We start from the raw sequence: 20,933 nt of genomic DNA on the forward strand, positions 1-20,933 counted from the left end.
GCAGGGTTGAACGGCAAGGCGGCGGGCGCTCCGGCATTCGTCCGACTGCGTCGGACGGCGCGAAACGCGCCGGTTGGACTCGTGCGGACGCGCTCGGTTCGCGGCCGTCGCGAGCGGGCGGACAGGCGGCGAAACGAGCGCCGCATGGGCCCAGCCGGGCCGCGGGCGACGCGAAATGCGGCCATTATACGTGGCCGCGAACGGCGTTTTCGCGAACCGTGCCCGGGTGGCCGCACACCGGCTTCGAGAGAATAGCGCGGCTTCGCTGCGGAGAATCGCACTCGAAGCCGCGCGAAAGGCGCGCGCAGGCGCAGTGCAAGTCGGGTTGCGCCGCGCGGCGGCGAGCAGGTGCGACCGTGTTCGGCACGGTGCGGCGCGATGCCGCGCGAGCGGCGACATCGCGGTGGCGCGGCAGCGACGATGCGCGCCGCGCTCGACGCCTCAACGCCTCAACGCCTCAACGCCACGCGTCGACGATGATGCGCTTCAGCACGTGCAGCTTGCGATGGAAGAAATGCTCGGCGCCGGGGATCACGACGACCGGCAGTTCCTGCGGCCGCGCCCAGTCGTAGACCGAGCCGATCGGCACCGTGTCGTCGGTTTCGCCGTGGATCACGAGCGTGTTTTCGGGTACGTCGGCCACCTGCCAGCGGCTCGCCGCCGTGCCGACGAACACCATCCGCTCGATCGTCCCGCCCGCGTCGCGCAGCCGCTTCGCGACATGCGACAGCACGAAGGTGCCGAACGAGAAGCCCGCGAGCACGAGCGGCAGGTCCTCATACGCGGGCTGCGCGCGCATGTGCGCGAGCACCGCGAGCAGGTCGTCGGCCTCGCCGATGCCGTTGTCGTGCACGCCCTCGGTCGCACCGACGCCGCGGAAGTTGGACCGGTACACCACGTAGTTGAGCTGGACGAGCGTGCGCGCGAGCGTTTGCGCGACCTTGTTGTCCATGGTGCCGCCGAACAGCGGATGCGGGTGGGCGACAAGCGCGATCCCGCGCGGCGCGGCGCTGCCTTCGCGCACGGTATCCGGCAGGTCGACCGCGACTTCGATCTGCCCGACCGGGCCGGCGATCAGCGACTTCTGCGTATGAACGTTCATTCGGCCTGCCCGCTCAGATCTTCAGGCGGTCGACGACCTTGCCGTCGCGCAGGTGCGATTCGACGATCTCGTCGATGTCGGCCTGGTCGACGTAGGTGTACCACGTGCCTTCCGGATACACGACCATCACGGGCCCTTCCTCGCAGCGGTCGAGGCAGCCGGCCTTGTTGATGCGGACCTTGCCGGGCCCAGCGAGGCCGAGTTCCTTCACGCGCTTTTTCGCGTATTCCTGCATGGCCTGCGCATCGCATTGCGCGCAGCTCGGACGCTCGGCGCCCGGGTCGCGCTGGTTCAGGCAGAAGAAGACGTGGTGCTGGTAGTAGGAATCCATGATGGTGACGAGCGGCCCGGCGCGGTGCCGAGCGGAAAGAGGGGCGATCGCCGTTGCGTGCGGCAACGGATGTGCGGACGATTATAACGACCGGCGCGCGCGGCTGCCCGCGATCGACGGCCGGCCACCCTGCCCCGCGTGCCGCGTCAGCGCCGCAGCGCGGCCGGCAGCCACGCATGCTCGACCCGCTGGCCGAGCCAGATCAGCGCCGCGTAGGGCCAGATCCACGCGAGCCAGCGCGCGATGCTGTTGAAGTGCACGTAGCGGCCCTGCCGCCAGCCTGACAGCGTGAAGTCGAAGAACGGGTTGACGGGCAGCAGGTTGACGAGCGCCACGCCGGCCAGCAGCGCGACCGCCGCGAGCAGCGCGCGCCACGTGGCCGGCACGCGCAATGCGAGCAGTGCCGCCGCGAAGCCGAGCTCGATGCCGAGCCGCGCGCCGGGTGTCGCCCACACGACGACGAGGCCGGTGCTCGACTGCATGAAGGTCGCGGCCGCCTTCAGCGCGAGCGTCGCCGCGACGAATGCGATCAGGAGTCGCACGCGCGGCGCGCGCTCGCGCATCGCGAGCGACGCGATCGCCAGCGCGGCGAACAGCATCAGCCCGCCGAGCGCGGCTTCCCACGCGGAATCGGACAGCCAGCCGTCGACACGCTCGGGCCACTCGCTCACGCGCCACACGGCCGGCAGCCACGCGAGCAACGCGTCCTGCATCGAGCCGTCGGCGCGCTCCCACAGCGCGGCCGGCCAGTCGCCGATGCCGAACAGGAACGGCGACGGAAACAGGATCGCGAACGGCCACAGTCCGGCGAGCAGCAGCGGCGTTGCGCCGTCGGTCTCGAACCACGCGAAGCGCAGCCGGCGCAGCGCGCCGCGGTCGAGCAGTGCGCCGGTGGCCGGTGCAGCGAGCGCCGCGCCGAGCAGCGCGCCGAGCGCGTTGGCCGCGAGGTCGAGATTCGACGCGACGCGCATCGGCAGATAGGTCTGCAGCGCCTCCATCGATCCCGACAGCAGCACGCCGAGGCCGCCCATGACCAGCGTCGCGGCCACGCCGCGCCAGCGCGGGTGCAGCGCGAGCACGCCGAGTGTGCCGAACGGCAAGTAGCCGAGCACGTTGGTGACCACGTCGAACGCGGTCACATAGCGCTGCATCGGCGCGAACAGGAAGTCGAACGGCCCGATGCCGAGCGACACCCAGCCATCGAACGGATACAGCGATGCATAGACGATGAGCGCCGCGTACGCGGCGAACGCCTGCCGCGCGAGCGCCGACGCGCGCGGCGTGCCCGGCGCGTTCATCGCGGCTGCGCGCTGCGCGTCACGGGTTGCCCGCGTACGCTTGCACGCCGCCGACCCACGCGGCGATCTGCGACACGAGCTCGTCGCTCGCGGCCGCGAGCGCACGCGCGCCGCCGGCCGCATCGGGCGTGCTCGACGGCGCGCGCGCGACGAACGTGCGCTGACCGAGCACCTTGCCGTCCTGCATCAGCGTCGCGCGCGCGGTGACCGCGCCGTAGCTCTGCGACTGCCCGTCGAACACCTGCTCGAATTCGTTCAGGTCGACCTTCAGCGTCGGTGCGCGCACGCCGTCGGAGCCTTCGAGCACCGCGCCGCGCGACGACAGCGCGCCGCGCAGCCGCTGCGTGAGCAGTTGCGCGGGCGGCGCGCTCCAGCGGCTGTCGCGATAGACGGCCATGCGCTGCACATCCGCATACGCGAGGCGGTAGACGAACTTGTCCGTGTCGAGCGCGTCGGGCACCGCGATGTCGAGCACCTTCAACGCGGGGCCCGTGCCGGCCGTCACGACCGACGCGGCGGGCCCGAGATCGTAGCGGACGTTCGACAGTGCAGCGCTGTTGCCGGCGCAGCCGGCGGCGAGCACGAGCGTCAGCATCGCGAGCGCGGTCGCGGCCGGACGCAGCGCGCGATCAAGGATTCGTGGCATGGCATGTTCCTGCATGATGTTTTTCGGTTGCGATGGCGTCATTGCCCGGTCTCGTTCCGGGCCGGACGATCGATGCGCTGGCGCTGCGCTTCATTTCCCGGCCGCCGCACCGCCCCCCGGCCAGACGAAGCCGGCTTCGCCGGGGCCGGGCGCGGAGCCGGGCGAACCGAACAACAGACTGCTCGGGTTGCGGCCGAGTTCACCGGCGACGTCCTTCAATTGCCGCGACGCATCGCCGACGCTGCCGGCCAGCGCGTTGAAACGCGGCAGCGTGTCGTACTGGACCCGCGCGTTCAGGTCGTTCAGCGCGACGCCGACCTGCTCGGCGGCCGAGCCGGCCTTGTCCAGGTTCGACACGAGCGGCCCGTTCGGCTGCAGCAGCGTGTTCGCCGACGCCATCGCGCGATCGACCTGGTGCATCGTCTCCGGCAGCGCGGCCACCGCCGGCGCGAGCTGCTTCGACAGCGTCGCCGCCCCGTCCGCCGCGTGCTGCAGGCTTTCGGCCGTCGCGCGCAACTGCTCGCGCATCTCCGGCGACATCAGCGCGTTCGCGCTTTTCGCCGCCAGCTCGAGCTGGCGCAGCAGCACGTCGCCGCGCTCCTGGATCTGGTCGAACAGGCTCGGTCGCATCGGGATCTGCGCGATCGCCTTCGGCGACGACGGCAGCGGCGCCAGGTCGCGGCCCGTGTCCTCGAGCTGCACGAACGCGATACCCGTCACGCCCTGGAAGCCGAGGCTGCCGTAGGTCGACTGCGTGATCGGCGCGTCGTGGTCGACGAGAATCCGGATCCGGATCTGGCCCGGATGCGTGCGGTCGAAGCCGATCGACTGCACCTTGCCGACGTCGAGGCCGCGAAAGCGCACGGCCGCATCGGGGAACAGGCCCGTCACGTTGGTACGCGCGAGAAGGTCGTACGGCACGCGCACGGTACGGTCGACGTTGAACCAGAACACGGTGCCCGCGATCGCCAGCGTCAGCGCGATCGTGAACAGGCCGGCCCAGAACGCATGTGATTTGTTTTCCATTCGCGGGTTCCTTGCTTCTTGCCTTGCCCTAGGGTCTGTTACATATGGAACGCACATGCGTTGCCACGAGAACGGCCGCTCGCGAGGCGCGCGACGACCAACGGAAGTCCCCGTGGGACGCCGCGAATACTGACGTATTCGCAAGGAGCGCCACGCGGCGAGCGGCCGTTCTCGTGGCAACCCCAAATTAAAAAATTCATGTCACGGGAATGCCCGAAATCGCATGTGCGTTCCATATGTAACAGACCCTAGAGCTCGACGCTGGAAAGCGCCGGTTCGAGGGCCGCCTTCGGCAGCTTCGCGCGCCGCTCGGGCGGCAGCGCCTGCAGTGCGCGGCGCCCGCGCAGCCCCAGGAAATATTCGTGGATGAACGGATGGTCGACGTTCGCGGCCTCCTCGACCGGTGCCGCGACCAGCACCTTTCGGTCGGCCAGCACCGCGACGCGCGTCGACAGCGCGACCATCGTGTCGAGGTCGTGCGTCACCATCACGACCGTCAGCCCGAGCGTGCGGTGCAGCGTCGCGATCAGCTCGACGAATTCGTCGGACGCCTGCGGGTCGAGGCCGGCAGTCGGCTCGTCGAGGAACAGCAACTCGGGCTCGAGCGCGATCGCGCGCGCGATGCCGACCCGCTTCACCATCCCGCCCGACAGCGCGGCCGGCATCTTCGACGCATGCTTGCACGGCAGCCCGACCATCTCGAGCTTCAGCATCACGATGTCGTGCAGCAGATCGGGCGGCACGCGGCCGAGCTCGCGCAACGGCTGCGCGACGTTGTCGAACACCGTCATCGACGAGAACAGCGCGCCCTGCTGGAACAGCATCCCGGAGCGCGTGCGCATCATCCGCGCGCTCGCGTCGTCGATCTTCGAGGTATCTTCGCCGAACACCTTGATCGTGCCCGAGGTCGGCCGCTCGAGGCCGAGGATCTGCCGCACGAGCGTCGTCTTGCCCGAGCCGGAGCCGCCAACGATCGACACGATCTCGCCGCGCCGCACGTCGAAATCGAGCTTCTGGTGAACGATGTTGCGCCCGTAGCGCTTCGTCAGGTTGCGCACCTCGATCACGAGGTCGTCGCCGTGCGGTGCGGCAGCCGGCGGCATGCCGACCGAGCCCGCGCCGACTGCCGCGGCATGTGCGCTGGCGGCACCGGCCGCCGATTCGTTTGACGCGTTCACCCGAGCCCCACGTTCTGGAACAGGATCGCAAACACCGCATCGGCGAGGATCACCACCGTGATCGACGAGACGACCGACGTCGTCGTGCCTTCGCCGAGGCTCTGCGAGTTCGCCTTGATCCGGAAACCGAAATGACATGCGACCAGCGCGATCAGCATGCCGAACACGACGCCCTTGCCGATGCCGATGTACAGGTTCGCGATCGGCACGACGCCCGGCAGCGAGCGCACGAAATAGTTGACGTCGATCCCGAGCACGAGCTTCGCGGCGAGCGCGCCGCCCGTCAGTGCGATGATGTTGGTCCACATCACGAGCAGCGGCATCGCGACGCCGAGCGCGAGCACGCGCGGCAGGATCAGCCGCAGCCCGTGCGGGATGCCCATCACGCGCATCGCGTCGAGCTCCTCGGTCACGCGCATCACGCCGATCTGCGCGGTGATCGCCGAGCCCGAGCGGCCCGCGACGAGGATCGCCGACAGCACGGGCCCGAGCTCGCGGATCACCGACAGCCCGAGGATGTTCACGATGTAGCGGTTCGCACCGAACATCTGCAGCTGCTGCGCGGACAGGTAACTGAGCACGATGCCGATCAGGAACGCGACCAGCGCGGTGATCGGCAGCGCCTGCGCGCCGGCGCTATAGATGTTCGCCGAGGTTTCCTTCCACGGCATCGTCTGCGGACGGCGCAGCACCGACAGCGCATCAAGGATCACGAGGCCGAACATCGCGATGCCGCCCTGCAGGTGTTCGCCGAACGAGAAGATCGCCTGGCCGAGGCGCGTCACGGGATCGAACCGCACGACGCGCTCGGGCGCCTCGCGCTGGCTGTCGAGGCGTTCGATCCGCTCGAAGATCGTGCGCTGCGTGGCGCTCAGTGCGACGCCGGCCGGCAGCTTGCGGCCCCACACGCGCCACAGCGCCTGGCCGCCGACGTGGTCGAGCCGTTCGATGCCGGACAGATCCCATTCGCTCACGCGCCCGGACGCGATGCCCGCGACGCGGCGCGCGACCGCGCCACGATTGCGCGCGAGCGCGAGCGCGGTCCATTGGCCGTACAGACGCACCGTCTGACCCTGGCCGCCGGCGTCGACCGACAGGCCGGGAGGAGTCTCGAAGTCCAAGGGCGGGGTTGTTTGCAAAAGGATGACAGCGGCCATTGTAGCGAACCGCCCGGCGCGGCGACGTGAGGATTTCCGTGGGGGCGCCGAGCTGGGGGCGCCGAGCCAGGGCGGCTGGCGGGGGCGCCTGGCCGAGGCGCCAGCCTGCAGGTGCGTGGCCCGGACCGGCTTGCCGCGCGTGCGACCTTTCATTCCTCCGTCACGTTTCCTTTCGATACTCTCACGCGCCGCACGTCAGGCCGTCGGCACCCGCGCCGCCATCTCGTTGCGCACCTCTCGATTCATAGAACAGAACACCGAACAGGACAATCGATGCGTCTCCCCCCGCTTTCCCGCCGCCGCGTGACCGGCGCCGCCGCGCTTGCCGCCCTCGCCTTCGCTCTCGCCGGCTGCGGCGGCGACGACGTCACCGCTCCGCCGTCGCAGACGCAAGCCCAGGCGCCCGCCGGCACGACCGCCACGCTCGCGCTGCTCGAAACGACCGACCTGCACACCAACGTGCTGTCGTACGACTATTTCAAGCTCGCCGCCGACAACTCGCTCGGCTTCGAGCGCGTGTCGACGCTGATCGCGCAGGCGCGCGCGCAGTACCCGAACACGCTGCTGCTCGACAACGGCGACACGATCCAGGGCACCGCGCTGGCCGACTACCAGGCGCTCGTGAAGCCGATCGGCTGCGACCAGACGCTCGCGATCTACAAGGCGATGAACGCCGCGAAGTTCGACGGCGGCGGGATCGGCAACCACGAGTTCAACTACGGGCTGCCGTACCTGTCGCAGGTGACCGGCAACACGTTCGACGTCGACGGGCTGCCGGCTCCCGCGCAGCAGAAGAAGTGCGCGGGCCCGAACTTCCCGCAGGTGCTCGCGAACGTGATCAGCGCGAAGACCAACGCGCCGCTGTTCACGCCGTACACGATCCTGACGCGCACGGTGACGGCGGTCACGCCCGACGGCAAGACGGTCAGCACGCCGGTGAAGATCGGCATCATCGGCTTCACGCCGCCCGCGATCATGAACTGGGACAAGCGCTGGCTCGACGGCAAGGTTTACACGACCGGCCTGATGGAAGCGGCCGAGAAGTACATTCCGGAGATGCGCGCGAAGGGCGCCGATCTCGTCGTCGCGATCTCGCACGGCGGCCTCGACAATTCCGCGTATTCGCCGACGATGGAGAACGGCAGCTGGTGGCTGTCCAGGGTGCCAGGCATCGACGCGATGCTGATCGGCCATTCGCACCAGGTGTTCCCGGACGCGAACAGCACCGTGCCGCAGTTCAACCTGCCGGGCGTCGACAAGGCGAAGGGCACCGTCAACGGCGTGCCGACCGTGATGGCCAACTACTGGGGCAAGCATCTCGGCGTGATCAAGCTCGGCCTGAAGTTCGACGGCAATGCATGGCACGTCGACAAGTCGCTGACGACCGTCGAGGCGCGGCCGATCCAGAACGCGGACAAGCGCTACGTCGCCGCCGACCCGTCGGTGTCCGCCGCGATCGCCGCCGAGCACCAGGCGACCATCGACTACGTGAAGACGCCGATCGGCTCGACCGACTACCGGATGAACTCGTACTTCGCGGACGTCGGCGATCCGGGCGCGATCCAGATCGTCAACGAGGCGCAGGCCGACTACGTGCGGACCTACGTGCAGGCGAACCTGCCGCAATACGCGTCGCTGCCGGTGCTGTCGGTCAGCGCGCCGTTCAAGAGCGGCTTCGGCGGCGGCAGCGACTACACCGATGTTGCGCCGGGCGCGCTCGCGATCAACAACGCGGCCGACCTGTACCTGTATCCGAACACCGTGTACGCGGTGAAGGTGAGCGGCAGCGACGTGAAGAACTGGCTCGAGACGGCCGCAAAGCGCTTCAACACGATCGACCCGACCAAGGCGACCGTGCAGCCGCTCGTCAGCAGCTTCCCAGGCTACAACTTCGACATGTTCACGTCCGCCGATCTCGCGTACGAGATCGACGTCACGCAGCCGGTCGGCAGCCGGATCAGGAACCTGACGTACAAGGGCGCGCCGATCGACCCGAACGCGCAGTTCATCGTCGCGACCAACAACTACCGCGCAAGCGGCGGCGGCAACTTCCCGGGCCTCGACGGCAGCAAGACGATCTTCGCGTCGCCCGACGCGAACCGCGACGTGCTGATCTCGTTCATCAAGAAGCGCGGCGCGATCACGCGCGCGGCGGACGGCGCGCAGCGCAGCTGGCGCTTCACCAAGCTCGCGAGTTCGTTCGCGCACGTGCAGTTCACGTCAGCGCCGAATCGCCTCGGCGACGCGGCGGCAGCCGGCCTGAACGGCCTCACGCAGGTCGCGGCCGACGACGGCTCGGGCAAGAACCTTGCCGTCTACGAGATCGACCTCACGCAATGACCATGAGACCCGCGATGCAACCGATCCGGACGATGCGGCCGGCCGAGGCCGGCGTCACCGCCGCCGCGCGGCGCCTGCTGCGCGCGAAACTCCCGCCAGCCGCGTTGCTCGCGGCCGCGGCCGTGACCGTCGCGGCCGTCGTCGCGGCGACCAGCTGGCGCGCCGCCGGCCCCGCGCCGAGCGCCGCGCAGCTCGACGAGTGGCAGGCGATGGTCGCGCAGGCCGCCGAGCCGCACGCGCTCGCGCAGTTGCGCACCCTCGCGCGCCGCGGCTCGGGCGACGCGCAGGCGGCGCTCGGCATCGCGCTCCTCGATGCGCGCGAGCCGGGGCTGCGCGACGAGGGGCGCGGCTGGCTGGAAACCGCCGTGGACGGCAAGGCCGACGGGCCGGCCGCGCGGCGCGCACAGCTCGCGCTCGGCAAGGCCCTGCTGCTCGGCAGCGGCGACATCCCGAAGGACTACGCTCGCGCCCGCGCGCTGCTCGGCGAAGCGGCCAGCCAGGGCGATCCGGCCGCGGCGTACTACCTCGGGCTGATCTATCGCAGCGGCTACGGCACCGCAGCCGACCCCGTGCAGGCCGCGCACTGGTTCGAGTTCGCATCGCACGCCGACATCCCGGGCGCGGACTTCATGCTCGCGAACGCGTACCGCGACGGCAGCGGCGTGCCGCGCAACGAAGCACGCGCGCTCGCGCTGTACCGGCGTGCGGCGGAACACGAACTGCCGGAAGCCGTGCAGACGCTCGCGATGGCGTATCGCAACGGCGAGCTGGGGCTCAAGCCTGATGCGGACGCCTTCCACACGCAGTGGATCGAGACCGCGCATGCGTTGAAGCATCCGGTGGTCGCGCCGTAACGGTGCGGTGGCGGGTGACGCCGCGACAGGCGACAGGCGGCGGGACACAGGCGGCCAAACCGCGGCGGCCTGACGCGTATGGCATCCCGCGACCGCTCGCGGGATGCCGCACCCGGCACGCGATGACAGACCGATCCGCGCCGACGAGCGACGCGGCGCCGCCAGGCGCGGCGGCCGAAGCGCCGCTCGACACGCACCTGCGCCCCCTGTCGCTACAATAGGCGCCATGAACGCCCCCACCTCCTCCGACACGCCCGATTCCGGCGACGCGCACATCGCGCGCAACCGGCTCGAGGCGCACCTGGATGCCGCGCCGCGCGCGTGGCCGCTCGACATCGTCGCCGCCACCGGCTCGACCAACGCCGACGTTGCCGCCCGCCTGAAGGCGCTGCCGCGCACCGCGAACGCGTTGCCCGCGCCGCTCGTGCGCGTCGCGTTCGAGCAGACGGCCGGCCGCGGCCGGCAAGGCCGCCCGTGGTTCGCGCAGCCCGGCAACGCGCTGCTGTGCTCGGTCGGCTGCATCGTGCCGCGCCCCGTCGACGCACTCGGCGGCCTCAGCATCGCGATCGGCGTCGCGCTCGCGGAAGGGCTCGCCGCGCTGCCGCTCGATGCCCGCACGCGCGTCGCGCTGAAATGGCCGAACGACCTGCTGCTGACGGCCACGGACAACGGCACGCCGCACATCGTCGGCAAGCTTGCCGGGATCCTGATCGAAACCGTGTGGAGCACCGCCGACGCGACCGCCGTCGTGATCGGCTTCGGCATCAACGTGCGCGGCGCGGAAGCCGTCGCCGCGCAAGTCGACGCGCTGCGCGCGCGCGAAGCGACGCTCGCGAGCGGGCTGCCGCCCGCGGCACTGTCGGCCGCGTGCGCATCCGCCAACCTCACCGATACGCTCGCCGCCGCACTGAACGCGCTCACCCCTGCACTCGCGCGGTTCGGCACCGACGGACTCGCGCCGTTCCTGCCGCGCTGGCATGCGCTGCACGCGTACGCGGGACGCGAAGTCGTACTGCTCGAACAGGGCGTCGAACGCGTGCGCGGCATCGCGACGGGCATCGACGCGACCGGCCAGCTGCTGCTCGATACGCCCGATGGCATGCAGGCGATCGCGGCTGGCGACGTGTCGCTGCGCGAAGCGCAATGAGCGAACCGCATCTGCTGATCGACGCTGGCAACAGCCGGATCAAGTGGGCGCTCGCCGACGTGCGGCGAACGCTCGTCGAGACCGGCGCGTTCGGCCATACGCGCGACGGCGGCGCCGATCCCGACTGGTCGGCCCTGCCGCGCCCTCATGGCGCATGGATCTCGAACGTCGCGGGTGTCGACGTGGCCGCACGGCTCGACGCGCTGCTCGACGCCCGTTGGCCGGGCCTGCCGCGCACGACGATCCGCTCGCGGCCCGCGCAATGCGGCGTGACGAACGGCTACACGACGCCCGAGCAGCTCGGCAGCGATCGCTGGGCCGGCCTGATCGGCGCACGGGCGGCGTTTCCGGGCGAGCATCTGCTGATCGCGACATTCGGCACGGCGACGACGCTCGAAGCGCTGCGCGCGGACGGCCGTTTCACCGGCGGGCTGATCGCGCCGGGCTGGGCGCTGATGATGCGCGCACTCGGCACGCACACCGCGCAGCTGCCGACGCTGACCACCGACATCGCGAGCGGGCTGCTCGCGCTCGCTCAGGCCGAGCCGTTCCAGGTCGATACGCCGCGCTCGCTGTCGGCGGGCTGCCTGTATGCGCAGGCGGGGCTGATCGAGCGCGCATGGCGCGATCTCGGCGATGCGTGGCAGGCGCCCGTGCGGCTCGTGCTGGCGGGCGGGGCGGCGGACGACGTCGCGCGCGCGCTGACGCTGCCGCATACGCGGCACGACGCACTGATCCTGTCCGGGCTGGCGTTGATTGCCGCCGACGCGGCGGCGCAGGATTGACGGAAACCGGCCGGCATCGCGCCGGCCGCGTCGACGGATGCCCGGCTGCGGGCTTCGTCACGGGAAGGATGGAAAACGGGCGCCGCGGCTTGTGCCCACGCAGACAGCCGGCCGCACACGCGGCCCGGCCGTCCGCGAACGGTCGCCGGCTGCCACGACAACGTCCGCCATGCGGCCGGCCCGACTGAACGGCGGAACGACTGAACCACGACGAGGAGTGTCGACGATGCTGCGCTGGCTGATCGCTGTTCTCTTTCTCGCGAACCTGCTCGCGTTCGTGGCAGTGCGCGGCGTGTTCGGGCCGCTGCCGGCGGCCGGCCCGCGCGAGCCGGGCGTGCTGTCGCGGCAGGTGCGGCCCGATGCGCTACATGCGATGCCGCTCGCGCAGGCGGCCGATCAGCCCGTGATCGGCGCTCCGATCGCCGCGCCGGCCGTCACGGCCGAGCCGCTCGCGGCATCCGCGCCCTGACGGCGCGGCACGCGCATCACGACTGCTGCGCGCGCACCTTCTTCAGCAGCGCGGTGGTCGAGCGGTCGTGCTCGAACGGGATCGCGAGCGCACGACCGCCCCAGCCGCGCACGATGGCCGATTCCGGCAGCACGTCCATGTCGTAGTCGCCCCCCTTCACGAGAATGTCCGGACGGACGGCCTCGATCAGCGATACCGGCGTCTGTTCCTCGAACTTCACGACCCAGTCGACGCTCTCCAGCGCCGCGAGCAGCGCCATCCGGTCGTCCTCGCGGTTGATCGGACGGTCGTCGCCCTTGCCGAGCATGCGCACCGACGCGTCGCTGTTCACGCCAACGATCAGGCACGCGCCGAGCGCCTTCGCATCGGCAAGATACGTGACGTGGCCACGGTGCAGGATGTCAAACACGCCGTTCGTGAACACGACGGGCGAAGGCAGCGAAGCGCGCAGGGCAACCAGGGCGTCGCGGGTGATCAGCTTGCGTTCGAAGGTAGCGGACATGATGGGGATCGGATGACGTGAGCGGCGCGACGGAACACGGCGGCGCCAGATAAAAAGCCCGCCGGGTCGCCGGGCGGGCTTCATGCAGGTTCACTGCGACGATCGCAACCGGCGGAGCGTCACGCCGGCTGCGCTGCCGCGCGGCCTCAGGCCGGTTGCGCGGCCGACGACGGTCCGCTTTCGGACTGCAGGCGGCCGGTGACTTCCTTGCGATAGCGATTCAGCTCCTGTGCGGTCGCGAACGTGCGTTCGAACAGGATCGACAGGTTGTGCAGGATCCGCTCGACGACCTTCTTTTCCCACTCGCCGTCAAAGCGGATCTGCTCGTCGAGCCAGCGCTCGAGCCATTCCGGATCGGGCAGGCGCGACTGCACGGTGTCGCGCGGGAACAGCGCCTGGTTCACGTGCAGGTTGGTCGGGTGCAGCGGCTTCTCGGTGCGGCGCGCCGACGCCATCAGTACGCCGATCTTCGCGAACGCCGCACGCGCGACGTCGCCGCAGTTGTTCAGCGCTTTCTTCATGTAGCGCAGGTAAGCGCCGCCATGACGCGCTTCGTCGCGCGAGATCGTTTCGTAGATCTGCTTGATGACCGGCTCCGTGTGCCAGTCGGCCGCGCAGCGATACCAGTGGTTCAGGCGGATCTCGCCGCAGAAGTGCAGCATCAGCGTCTCGAGCGGCGGCGCGGGATCGAACTGGAAGCGCACCGCGTGCAGCTCTTCCTCGGTCGGCACCATTTCCGGCCGGAAGCGGCGCAGGTATTCCATCAGCACGAGCGAATGCTTCTGCTCTTCGAAGAACCACACGCTCATGAACGCGGAAAAGTCGCTGTCGTGCTGGTTGTCGCGCAGGAACATTTCCGTCGCGGGCAGCGCCGACCATTCTGTGATCGCGTTCATCTTGATCGTCTTCGCCTGCTCGTCGGTGAGCAGCGAAGCGTCGAACTTGTCCCACGGAATGTCCTTCTCCATGTCCCAGCGGACAGCTTCGAGCGACCTGTAAAGTTCCGGATAAAGCATGGTGTTCATGATGGTCCCACCCCTGTTCTGCGCAATGCGACTTCTCTAAACGTGACTGTTGCCGCGTAGGCGCGCGAGCGCGCTTTTTGCAGCCAAGACTTTAATTTTACGCGTGAATCCAGCCCCCGGACGCAGATTCCTCGTCCGGCAGCCGGGCGGCCGCGCCGCCGCCTTGAAGCACGCCGCGGCCCCGCTCCGCTCGAACGGAACCGGCCGCGCGTGCCTGATGTGGGGGCCGGCGCAGGCCGGCTCGGTGGCGAGCCCGCCCGGCGCCGCGCGGTTCCCGGATGGGTCCCGTGCGGCAGCCGGACCGGCGGGCTGCTCGATATGGTGTATACGGCGGCGGCCATGATATCACGCGCGCATGACGGTTCCGAGACGCGGAGCCGGTCGCGCGCCGCCCACGACGGTGCGGCGATCGGTCGCGGGCGGCCGTCGCGAAAACGCAACCAATCTGTAAGCCGCCGCCGTCTCAGGGCTGCTTCGGGCGCGGCGGCCAGCGTCAGACCCGTATTTCGCCGGCCGCGCGGCCGCCATCCGGCGGCGTGCCGGCCGCCGTCGCGCTGCCGCCGTCGGCCCGCGCGATCCAGTCCGCCAGCGTGTCGCGCTGCGCGCGCCCGTCGCGATAGCCGAGTTCGATCAGTTCGCGCGTGAACGCTTCCTCGAACAGCAGGTAGCTCGCGAACGACGCGCCGGCCGGCTGGCTGCCGCCGATCGCGCCGAGCAGCCCGCGCATCGTCGCCGGCATCTGCTTCAGGTGTTTCGCGGCGATCAGCTCGATGCGCTCGGACGGCGCGATCGCGAGCACGTCGACGTGCCGCCAGCCGCTGTCCACTTCGACCTGGTGCGGCAAGTGCTCGATCATCCGGTTGATGTGCTCGATCCGCTCGATGTCCGCGCCGATCGAGTCGAGAAACACGCTCGCGAGCACCTGCTGGCCGATCTGCGCGAGCGTCGGATAACCGCGCGCGCGCCCCGACCCGTTCGCGGCGGGAATCTCGGGGCGCGGATCGGCCGCGCCGATCACGACGATCCGGTCCGCGCCGAAGTGGATCGCCGGCGACAGCGGCGCGACCTGCCGGATCGACCCGTCGCCGAAGTACTCGATCTGCCCGTCGAGCACGAGCGGCACGGCCGGGAACACGAACGGAATGGCCGACGATGCGAGCAGGTGCGACGCCGACAGGTCGACGAGCCGCGCGGTGCGCTGCGCGCGCCGCCAGGCCTGGATCGGTTCGGCGGCCTGGTAGAAGGTCAGGTGCCGGCCGCTCGAATAGCTGAGCGCCGTGATCGAGAGCGCGTGCAGCAGGCGGCTCTCGAGCATCTGCTCGATCCGGTGGAAGCTCAGCTCGCGCTGCAGCAGGTGCGCGAGCGGCGCGTTGTCGAGCAGCCCACGCGGCGAACGGCGCGCCGCCCAGCCGAAGCTCATCGTCGCGAGCCAGCGTGCGCCCGCCGCCGCGATGCCGAGCCAGTCGGTGCGATACACGTAGTCCGCGCGCAGCGGCTCCCAGAATTCGAGCAGACGCCGCACGCCGTGCGAAAAATCGTCCGCGTGGCTCGCGATCGACGTCGCATTGATCGCGCCGGCCGACGAGCCGCATACGACCGAAAACGGCACCGTATGCCGGTACGGATCGGCCTCGCGCGAGATCTCGGCCAGCGCCTTCAGCACGCCGACCTGGTAGGCGGCGCGTGCGCCGCCCCCCATCAGAACGAGCGCGAGCCGCATGATCGACCTGCTATCCGGTTCGCGTCACGTCGAGCGCTTCGGCGGACGCGTTTCGGGCGACGAAGCGGCTGCCGCACGCGCCGCGGCCGAACCGGCCGGCTTCGCACGCTTCGCGGCCGCCTTGCGCGGCGCGGCGGCCGCGGCTGCGGCCGGTGCGGGCTGTTCCGCTCGCGCCGGCGCGGCGGCCTGAGCGGGCGGCGCATCGCCCGGCGCCGCGGACTGCGCGCCCGGCTGCGTCATCGCAAGGCTCGCGAGCTGGTTGAACTGCGCCTGCAGCAGGCCCCACCAGCCGGCCGGGTCGAACGCCTGTTGCGCGGCGTCGCCTGCCGGCGGCGCGTCCGCTGCGGCAGCGGCTGCCGCGGCGTCCGGCGCTTGCCGCACGTCGGCGCGCGGCGCGGCAGCCGCTTGCGCGGCCGCGACCGCGGCTTCCTCGGCGGCCGACATCGAGCTCTGCGCGAACGCGCCGAACGCGCGCAGCGTCGCGAGCGTCGCGCGCTGCACCTCGAGCGCCTGGATCGCGGACTGCAGCATCCCGAGATTGAGCTTGAGCCACTGCTCGACCGCGCGCAGATCGGTGATCCGCTTGTCGAGCTCCTCGACGCTCGTGAGTGGCGCCATCATGTCGGACATGCTCGACAGCGACGGCGGCAGCCCCGACGCAGCGCCGGGAAACGACGCCATCCCGCCGAACGGCGACATCCGCATCATGTCCCACATCCGGTCGAGCATGTCGGCAGGTTTGAAACCGGCAAAGCCGGCGAAAGGATTGGAGCCGGAGGCATCGGTCGTCATACGGGCATCCTGGTTGACTGGGTGAGCGAAGCGGCCGGCGCGGGTCGCGCGGCCGCCTCTGGTTCGATCATAGCGCGCGTCAGAACGGTGCGTCGCCGGGGAAGTCGGGCGGGCGCCGCTCGCGCAGCGAGCGGATGCCTTCCTGCACATCGGGCCCCGAGAAGCCCATGAATTCGAGCGCGAGCGACGTATCGAACGTCGGCCCGGCGCTGCGCAGCCAGTTGTTCAGCGCGTACTTGGTCCAGCGGATCGCCGACTGCGATCCGTGCGCGAGCCGCTCGGCCACTTCGTACGCCTTCGGCAGCAGGTCGGCCGGCTCGACCGCGAGCGACACGAGGCCGATCCGCTCGGCCTCCTCGCCGCTCACCGGTTCGCACAACAACAGGTAGTACTTCGCCTTCGCCATCCCGCACAACAGCGGCCATACGATCGCCGCATGATCGCCGGCCGCGACGCCGAGCCGCGTATGGCCGTCGATGATGCGCGCATCCTTCGCGGCGATCGAGATGTCGGCGAGCAGCCCGGCGACGAGCCCCGCGCCGACGGCCGGGCCGTGCATCGCGGACACGATCGGCTTGCTGCAGTTGATCACGTTGTAGACGAGATCGCGCGCCTCGCGCCACACGCGGGCGCGCACGTCGAAATCGTTGGCCATCGCCTCGACGAGCGCGAGATCGCCGCCCGCCGAAAAGCCCCTGCCCTCGCCGCGGATCACCGCGACGCGCGTGTCGGGATCGCGATCGACGTCGCGCCAGATGTCGGCGAGCTCGCGATGCATGCGCTCGTTCGCGGTTGCAAGGCCGCTGCGGTTCGCGCCCTCGCCGCTCATCACGATGTCGAGCACGCCATGATCGCGGCGCGTCACCTTCAGTGCTTCGTAACCGCCGTATGCGGCGAGATCGGACATGCGCAGCTCCCGGGTTCCTGAAATGTTTGAATCGAGTGTAGCCAAGCCCGCGCGGGCAAACATCAGGCGAAACCCGGCGCGCGGGCCGGGACCGGGCTTCGCGCCGGGTTTCGCGGATGCGTCAGGCCGTGCCCTCGGGCGGCGCGACCGACTGCTCGATCGCACCGAAGATCGACTTGCCGGCCGCGTCGAACATCTCGATGCGCACGGTGTCGCCGTAGCGCATGAACTCGGTCTGCGGCGCGCCGTGCTCGATCGTCTCGAGGCAGCGCTTCTCGGCGATGCAGCAGTAGCCGCGCTTCGCATCCTTGTTCGACACGGTGCCCGAGCCGACGATCGCGCCGGCACGCAGGTTGCGCGTCTTCGCCGCATGCGCGATCAACTGGCCGAAGTGGAACACCATGTCGGTGCCCGCGTCGGGCTGGCCGACCTTCCTGCCGTTCCAGTGGACGATCATCGGCCGGTGCACGCGACCTTCGCGCCATTCGTCGCCGAGCTCGTCGAGCGTCACCGCGACCGGTGCGAACGCGGTGGCCGGCTTGCTCTGGAAGAAGCCGAAACCCTTCGCGAGCTCGGCCGGAATCAGGTTGCGCAACGACACGTCGTTCACGAGCGTGACGAGCCGCACAGCCTTCAGCGCGTCGTCGGGCGTTGCGCTCATCGGCACGTCGCCGGTGATCACCGCGACCTCGGCCTCGAAGTCGATGCCCCATTCCTCGGACGGGCACACGATGTCGTCGCGCGCGCCGAGGAAGTCGTCGCTGCCGCCCTGGTACATCAGCGGATCGGTCCAGAACTCCGGCGGCATCTCGGCGCCGCGCGCGCGGCGCACGAGCTCGACGTGATTCACGTACGCGGAGCCGTCGGCCCACTGGAACGCGCGCGGCAGCGGCGCCATGCAGTTCGCCGGATCGAACGCGAACGCGTTGCGCGCGCGGCCGTGGTTCAGCGCGTCGTACAGGTCGCGCAGTTGCGGCGCGTAGAACGCCCAGTCGTCGAGGACGCGCTGCAGCGTCGGCGCGATCGCATCGGCGATCGCCGCGGTGTGCAGGTCGCGCGACACGACGATCAGCTGGCCGTCGCGCGTGCCGTCCTTCAGCGATGCAAGTTTCATGGGGTATCTGCCGTTGTAGTGACGATGGAGGGAATCTATTTTACGATGGTGAATCCGTGCGGCGCGCCACGATCGTGCGTACCGTTTTCGTCCCGACCCTTGCCGCCTTGTCGCGCCCCGTTGCCCATGCCCGCCAGCCCGCTTCCCGACGACGATCTCGCTGATTCCGACACCGACGACACCGGCTCCGGCGAGCACGGCGAAGGCGGCGAGAAGCTGCGCTCCGGCATCCAGTCGATCGAGGTCGGCTTCCGCCTGCTCGACGTGCTGACGAGCGAGCCGCGCGCGATGATGCTGCGCGACCTCGCGCAGCGTGCGGGCATGAGCCCTGCGAAGGCGCACCGCTACCTGGTCAGCTTCTCGCGGCTCGGCGTCGTGTCGCAGGATCCCGTGTCGGGCCGCTACGAACTCGGCGGTTTCGCGCTGCAGATGGGGCTCGCGCGGCTCGCGCGCGTCGACGGCGTGAAGCTCGCGCGGATCGCGCTGACCGAGTTGCGCGACCGCCTCGACCAGACGGTCGGCATCGCGGTGTGGGGCAACCAGGGCCCGACGCTCGTGCACTGGATGGAATCGAGCCATCCGGCGAAGGCGTCGCTGAAGCTCGGCGACGTGATGCCGCTGCTCGGCTCCGCGACGGGCCTGCTGTTCGCCGCGTACCTGCCGCGCAGCAAGACCGCGGCGATGCTCGAACGCGAGCTCGCCGATACGCGCCGCTCGCCGCATCACGGCGGCCCGCGCACGCTCGACGAGGTCGATGCGGTGCTCGCCGACGTGCGCGCGCATCAGGCCGCGCGCGTCGAGGGGATGCTGCTGCCGACGATTCACGCGTTCTGCATGCCGGTGTTCGATGCGGTCGGCGAACTCGCGCTCGCGATCGTCGCGCTCGGCCAGGAAGGCATGTTCGACATCGCGTGGGGCGGCGAGATGGACACCGCGCTGCGTGCCTGCGCGCAGAAACTGTCTTACGAACTCGGCTATAGTCCGGACGCGCGCGACGCCTGACACGCAAGGCCCGCGATACCCCGTGCGACACCCGTGCAGAACCCGCGCGATGCACCGCGAACGCGCGGCGCAACCGGTGGTCCGATGGTTGTGACGTGCGTTGCGCACGACCCGCCACGACCGCCTCCAACCCTGTTCCGTTTCGCCGATGCCGCCTGCCGACACCCGTTCTCGTCACGCCCTGCCCCGCCATTGGCGGCGCGCGGGCGTCGCGCTCGTCGTCGTGCTGGTACTGCACGCGCTCGCGGCGTTGTGGCTGACGCGCAACCGCGAATCGTTCACGCCGCCCCCGCCCGCCGAGATACCGGTGCAGATCGAGCTGCTGAAGCCGCAGCCGATCGAGCGCCAGCCCGCGCCGAAACCGGCCGAGCATCCGGCCGAGCCCGCGCCGGCGAAGCCGGCCCCAGCCGCACCGAAGCCAGCCCCAAAGCCCGCACCGAAGCCCGCGCCGTCGCCCGAGCCCGTCCTCACGTCGACGCAGACGGCCGAGCACGGCGAGCCGCCGCCGGCCGCGGCCTCGGCCGCGAGCGGCACGGCAGACGCATCGGGCGCGCACGCGGCATCGGCCGGCGGCGCCAGCGGTGCCGCGACGCCGGGCCCCGCGACGAGCGGCGTGAAGTTCGCGGCGCCGCCGTCCGGCGACCTGCAGTACGACACGTTCTACAACGGGATGCAGAACATGATCGGCACGATCCACTGGCGCACCGACGGACGCACCTACGACCTGTCGGTGTCGATGCCCGTGCCGTTCGTCGGCCCGTTCACGTACCGCAGCGAAGGCCGCATCGATGCATTCGGCGTCGCGCCCGACCGGTATGTGGAAAAGCGCGGCAAGCGCCCCGAGGACATCGCGATCTTCAACCGCGAGATCCGCCAGATCGTCTTCACGCGCACGCCGAACAATGCGCTGCTGCCCGACGGCGTACAGGATCGCTTCAGCATGCTGATGCAGTTGTCGGGGCTCTTGCGCGGCAATCCGTCCGCATACAAGCCGGGCGTCACGCAACAGTTCTTCGTGATCGACAACAACAGCGGCGAGACCTGGCCGATCACGGTGATCGGCGACGAGGACGTGCAAACGCAGGCCGGCATCGTCCGCGCACGCCATTTCATGCGGCTGCCGCGTCGCGACGGCGACACGCGCCGCATCGACATGTGGCTCGCGCCGTCGCTCGGCTGGCTGCCCGCGCGGCTCGTGCAGACGGAACCGAGCGGCGCGCAGATCGAGCTGCTGTGGCACGGCCGGCTCGCTCCGCCGAACGCACCGGCCGACGGCGCGACCGAAGGCGAAGGCGCAACCAACACGCCCGCCAGCGCGCCGGCTGCCGTCGCACCGGCCGCCGAGTCGGCACAACCTGCACAACCTGCACAACCGGCCGACGTGCAACCGTCCGTGCCCGCGGCTGCACCGCCGGCATCGTCGCCGTCCGCGCCGTGACGATCGGCAAATCGGCAATTTCGACCGATTAAAGCTTCTGCCAAAATGGCCGATGACACTCTTTAACAACTATTTTTAACAACTATTTCGGTACACCGGA

20 protein-coding genes are annotated in these 20,933 nt (G+C 70.1%); 7 read left to right on the plus strand and 13 right to left on the minus strand.

Annotation, left to right across the window (positions count from 1 at the left end; genetic code table 11):
• Positions 1–457 precede the first annotated feature (457 nt).
• From AC1Z3W_RS34865 to AC1Z3W_RS34895, 7 genes are all read right to left on the minus strand, one after another.
• Positions 458–1,102, minus strand: coding sequence for an alpha/beta hydrolase (locus AC1Z3W_RS34865; RefSeq protein WP_483509419.1), 645 nt, complete (start codon positions 1,100–1,102; stop codon positions 458–460).
• A gap of 13 nt (positions 1,103–1,115) precedes the next feature.
• Entirely contained in the window at positions 1,116–1,433 is a 318-nt protein-coding gene (locus AC1Z3W_RS34870) for a (2Fe-2S) ferredoxin domain-containing protein (RefSeq protein WP_057928552.1), read from the minus strand.
• 146 nt (positions 1,434–1,579) lie between these two features.
• Entirely contained in the window at positions 1,580–2,731 is a 1,152-nt protein-coding gene (locus AC1Z3W_RS34875) for a VanZ family protein (RefSeq protein ID WP_057928553.1), read from the minus strand.
• A 19-nt stretch (positions 2,732–2,750) separates the two neighbouring features.
• Positions 2,751–3,377, minus strand: coding sequence for an ABC-type transport auxiliary lipoprotein family protein (locus AC1Z3W_RS34880; protein WP_124834275.1), 627 nt, complete (start codon positions 3,375–3,377; stop codon positions 2,751–2,753).
• 90 nt (positions 3,378–3,467) lie between these two features.
• A complete protein-coding gene (locus tag AC1Z3W_RS34885) occupies positions 3,468–4,403 on the minus strand; it encodes an MlaD family protein (protein WP_057928554.1) in 936 nt (311 codons plus the stop codon).
• Between the two features lie 248 nt (positions 4,404–4,651).
• The gene (locus tag AC1Z3W_RS34890) at positions 4,652–5,581 is read right to left on the minus strand and encodes an ABC transporter ATP-binding protein (protein WP_057928555.1); all 930 of its coding nucleotides are present in this window, start codon (positions 5,579–5,581) and stop codon (positions 4,652–4,654) included.
• Positions 5,578–6,702, minus strand: coding sequence for an MlaE family ABC transporter permease (locus tag AC1Z3W_RS34895; protein WP_057928556.1), 1,125 nt, complete (start codon positions 6,700–6,702; stop codon positions 5,578–5,580). The genes AC1Z3W_RS34890 and AC1Z3W_RS34895 overlap by 4 nt, the downstream gene beginning before the upstream one ends.
• Positions 6,703–7,011: 309 nt before the next feature.
• Between AC1Z3W_RS34895 and AC1Z3W_RS34900 the strand changes: the two genes are divergently transcribed.
• From AC1Z3W_RS34900 to AC1Z3W_RS34920, 5 genes are all read left to right on the plus strand, one after another.
• Complete coding sequence (locus tag AC1Z3W_RS34900; protein WP_175826158.1) at positions 7,012–9,078, plus strand: bifunctional 2',3'-cyclic-nucleotide 2'-phosphodiesterase/3'-nucleotidase; 2,067 nt, start codon at positions 7,012–7,014, stop codon at positions 9,076–9,078.
• Between the two features lie 14 nt (positions 9,079–9,092).
• Entirely contained in the window at positions 9,093–9,932 is an 840-nt protein-coding gene (locus tag AC1Z3W_RS34905) for a tetratricopeptide repeat protein (protein ID WP_483509420.1), read from the plus strand.
• A gap of 226 nt (positions 9,933–10,158) precedes the next feature.
• On the plus strand, positions 10,159–11,079 hold the full coding sequence (locus tag AC1Z3W_RS34910; protein WP_057928559.1) for a biotin--[acetyl-CoA-carboxylase] ligase: 921 nt from the start codon (positions 10,159–10,161) through the stop codon (positions 11,077–11,079).
• Positions 11,076–11,864 (plus strand): type III pantothenate kinase, encoded by a 789-nt coding sequence (locus AC1Z3W_RS34915; protein ID WP_057928560.1) that lies wholly within the window; start codon positions 11,076–11,078, stop codon positions 11,862–11,864. Before AC1Z3W_RS34910 ends, AC1Z3W_RS34915 begins: the two co-directional genes overlap by 4 nt.
• A gap of 226 nt (positions 11,865–12,090) precedes the next feature.
• Positions 12,091–12,333, plus strand: coding sequence for a hypothetical protein (locus AC1Z3W_RS34920; RefSeq protein ID WP_057928561.1), 243 nt, complete (start codon positions 12,091–12,093; stop codon positions 12,331–12,333).
• Positions 12,334–12,349: 16 nt separating this feature from the next.
• On the opposite strand, the gene rfaE2 is transcribed toward AC1Z3W_RS34920, so the two are convergent.
• The 6 genes from rfaE2 to AC1Z3W_RS34950 all read right to left on the minus strand — a co-directional run bounded on the left by rfaE2 (position 12,350) and on the right by AC1Z3W_RS34950 (position 18,393).
• A complete protein-coding gene (rfaE2, locus tag AC1Z3W_RS34925; RefSeq protein WP_057928562.1) occupies positions 12,350–12,835 on the minus strand; it encodes a D-glycero-beta-D-manno-heptose 1-phosphate adenylyltransferase in 486 nt (161 codons plus the stop codon).
• A 146-nt stretch (positions 12,836–12,981) separates the two neighbouring features.
• On the minus strand, positions 12,982–13,860 hold the full coding sequence (locus tag AC1Z3W_RS34930; RefSeq protein ID WP_014895903.1) for a ferritin family protein: 879 nt from the start codon (positions 13,858–13,860) through the stop codon (positions 12,982–12,984).
• Positions 13,861–14,353: 493 nt separating this feature from the next.
• Positions 14,354–15,580 carry a patatin-like phospholipase family protein gene (locus AC1Z3W_RS34935; RefSeq protein ID WP_057928563.1) on the minus strand — a complete coding sequence of 409 codons (1,227 nt, stop codon included), beginning with the start codon at positions 15,578–15,580 and terminating at the stop codon, positions 14,354–14,356.
• A gap of 24 nt (positions 15,581–15,604) precedes the next feature.
• Positions 15,605–16,372 carry a PhaM family polyhydroxyalkanoate granule multifunctional regulatory protein gene (locus AC1Z3W_RS34940; RefSeq protein WP_124834281.1) on the minus strand — a complete coding sequence of 256 codons (768 nt, stop codon included), beginning with the start codon at positions 16,370–16,372 and terminating at the stop codon, positions 15,605–15,607.
• Positions 16,373–16,451: 79 nt separating this feature from the next.
• Positions 16,452–17,279 carry an enoyl-CoA hydratase/isomerase family protein gene (locus AC1Z3W_RS34945; protein ID WP_483509421.1) on the minus strand — a complete coding sequence of 276 codons (828 nt, stop codon included), beginning with the start codon at positions 17,277–17,279 and terminating at the stop codon, positions 16,452–16,454.
• Positions 17,280–17,400: 121 nt separating this feature from the next.
• The gene (locus AC1Z3W_RS34950) at positions 17,401–18,393 is read right to left on the minus strand and encodes a fumarylacetoacetate hydrolase family protein (RefSeq protein ID WP_124834283.1); all 993 of its coding nucleotides are present in this window, start codon (positions 18,391–18,393) and stop codon (positions 17,401–17,403) included.
• A gap of 126 nt (positions 18,394–18,519) precedes the next feature.
• On the opposite strand from AC1Z3W_RS34950, the gene AC1Z3W_RS34955 reads away from it, so the two are divergent.
• Positions 18,520–19,395 carry an IclR family transcriptional regulator gene (locus tag AC1Z3W_RS34955; RefSeq protein WP_057928567.1) on the plus strand — a complete coding sequence of 292 codons (876 nt, stop codon included), beginning with the start codon at positions 18,520–18,522 and terminating at the stop codon, positions 19,393–19,395.
• Between the two features lie 148 nt (positions 19,396–19,543).
• Positions 19,544–20,833 (plus strand): DUF3108 domain-containing protein, encoded by a 1,290-nt coding sequence (locus tag AC1Z3W_RS34960; RefSeq protein WP_483509422.1) that lies wholly within the window; start codon positions 19,544–19,546, stop codon positions 20,831–20,833.
• Positions 20,834–20,933: the final 100 nt, after the last annotated feature.

It is taken from the genome of Burkholderia sp. 10_S31 (assembly GCF_056930375.1).

What these genes read in the sequence shown, in the direction of transcription:
- AC1Z3W_RS34955 (WP_057928567.1), top strand. Translation starts at nt 18,520, where the DNA reads ATGCCCGCCAGCCCGCTTCCCGACGACGATCTCGCTGATTCCGACACC.
- AC1Z3W_RS34905 (WP_483509420.1), top strand. Translation starts at nt 9,093, where the DNA reads ATGCAACCGATCCGGACGATGCGGCCGGCCGAGGCCGGCGTCACCGCC.
- AC1Z3W_RS34880 (WP_124834275.1), bottom strand. Translation starts at nt 3,377, where the DNA reads ATGCCACGAATCCTTGATCGCGCGCTGCGTCCGGCCGCGACCGCGCTC.
- AC1Z3W_RS34945 (WP_483509421.1), bottom strand. Translation starts at nt 17,279, where the DNA reads ATGTCCGATCTCGCCGCATACGGCGGTTACGAAGCACTGAAGGTGACG.
- AC1Z3W_RS34930 (WP_014895903.1), bottom strand. Translation starts at nt 13,860, where the DNA reads ATGAACACCATGCTTTATCCGGAACTTTACAGGTCGCTCGAAGCTGTC.
- AC1Z3W_RS34875 (WP_057928553.1), bottom strand. Translation starts at nt 2,731, where the DNA reads ATGAACGCGCCGGGCACGCCGCGCGCGTCGGCGCTCGCGCGGCAGGCG.
- AC1Z3W_RS34940 (WP_124834281.1), bottom strand. Translation starts at nt 16,372, where the DNA reads ATGACGACCGATGCCTCCGGCTCCAATCCTTTCGCCGGCTTTGCCGGT.
- AC1Z3W_RS34865 (WP_483509419.1), bottom strand. Translation starts at nt 1,102, where the DNA reads ATGAACGTTCATACGCAGAAGTCGCTGATCGCCGGCCCGGTCGGGCAG.
- AC1Z3W_RS34870 (WP_057928552.1), bottom strand. Translation starts at nt 1,433, where the DNA reads ATGGATTCCTACTACCAGCACCACGTCTTCTTCTGCCTGAACCAGCGC.
- AC1Z3W_RS34900 (WP_175826158.1), top strand. Translation starts at nt 7,012, where the DNA reads ATGCGTCTCCCCCCGCTTTCCCGCCGCCGCGTGACCGGCGCCGCCGCG.
- AC1Z3W_RS34960 (WP_483509422.1), top strand. Translation starts at nt 19,544, where the DNA reads ATGCCGCCTGCCGACACCCGTTCTCGTCACGCCCTGCCCCGCCATTGG.
- AC1Z3W_RS34920 (WP_057928561.1), top strand. Translation starts at nt 12,091, where the DNA reads ATGCTGCGCTGGCTGATCGCTGTTCTCTTTCTCGCGAACCTGCTCGCG.
- rfaE2 (WP_057928562.1), bottom strand. Translation starts at nt 12,835, where the DNA reads ATGTCCGCTACCTTCGAACGCAAGCTGATCACCCGCGACGCCCTGGTT.
- AC1Z3W_RS34950 (WP_124834283.1), bottom strand. Translation starts at nt 18,393, where the DNA reads ATGAAACTTGCATCGCTGAAGGACGGCACGCGCGACGGCCAGCTGATC.
- AC1Z3W_RS34915 (WP_057928560.1), top strand. Translation starts at nt 11,076, where the DNA reads ATGAGCGAACCGCATCTGCTGATCGACGCTGGCAACAGCCGGATCAAG.
- AC1Z3W_RS34910 (WP_057928559.1), top strand. Translation starts at nt 10,159, where the DNA reads ATGAACGCCCCCACCTCCTCCGACACGCCCGATTCCGGCGACGCGCAC.
- AC1Z3W_RS34935 (WP_057928563.1), bottom strand. Translation starts at nt 15,580, where the DNA reads ATGCGGCTCGCGCTCGTTCTGATGGGGGGCGGCGCACGCGCCGCCTAC.
- AC1Z3W_RS34885 (WP_057928554.1), bottom strand. Translation starts at nt 4,403, where the DNA reads ATGGAAAACAAATCACATGCGTTCTGGGCCGGCCTGTTCACGATCGCG.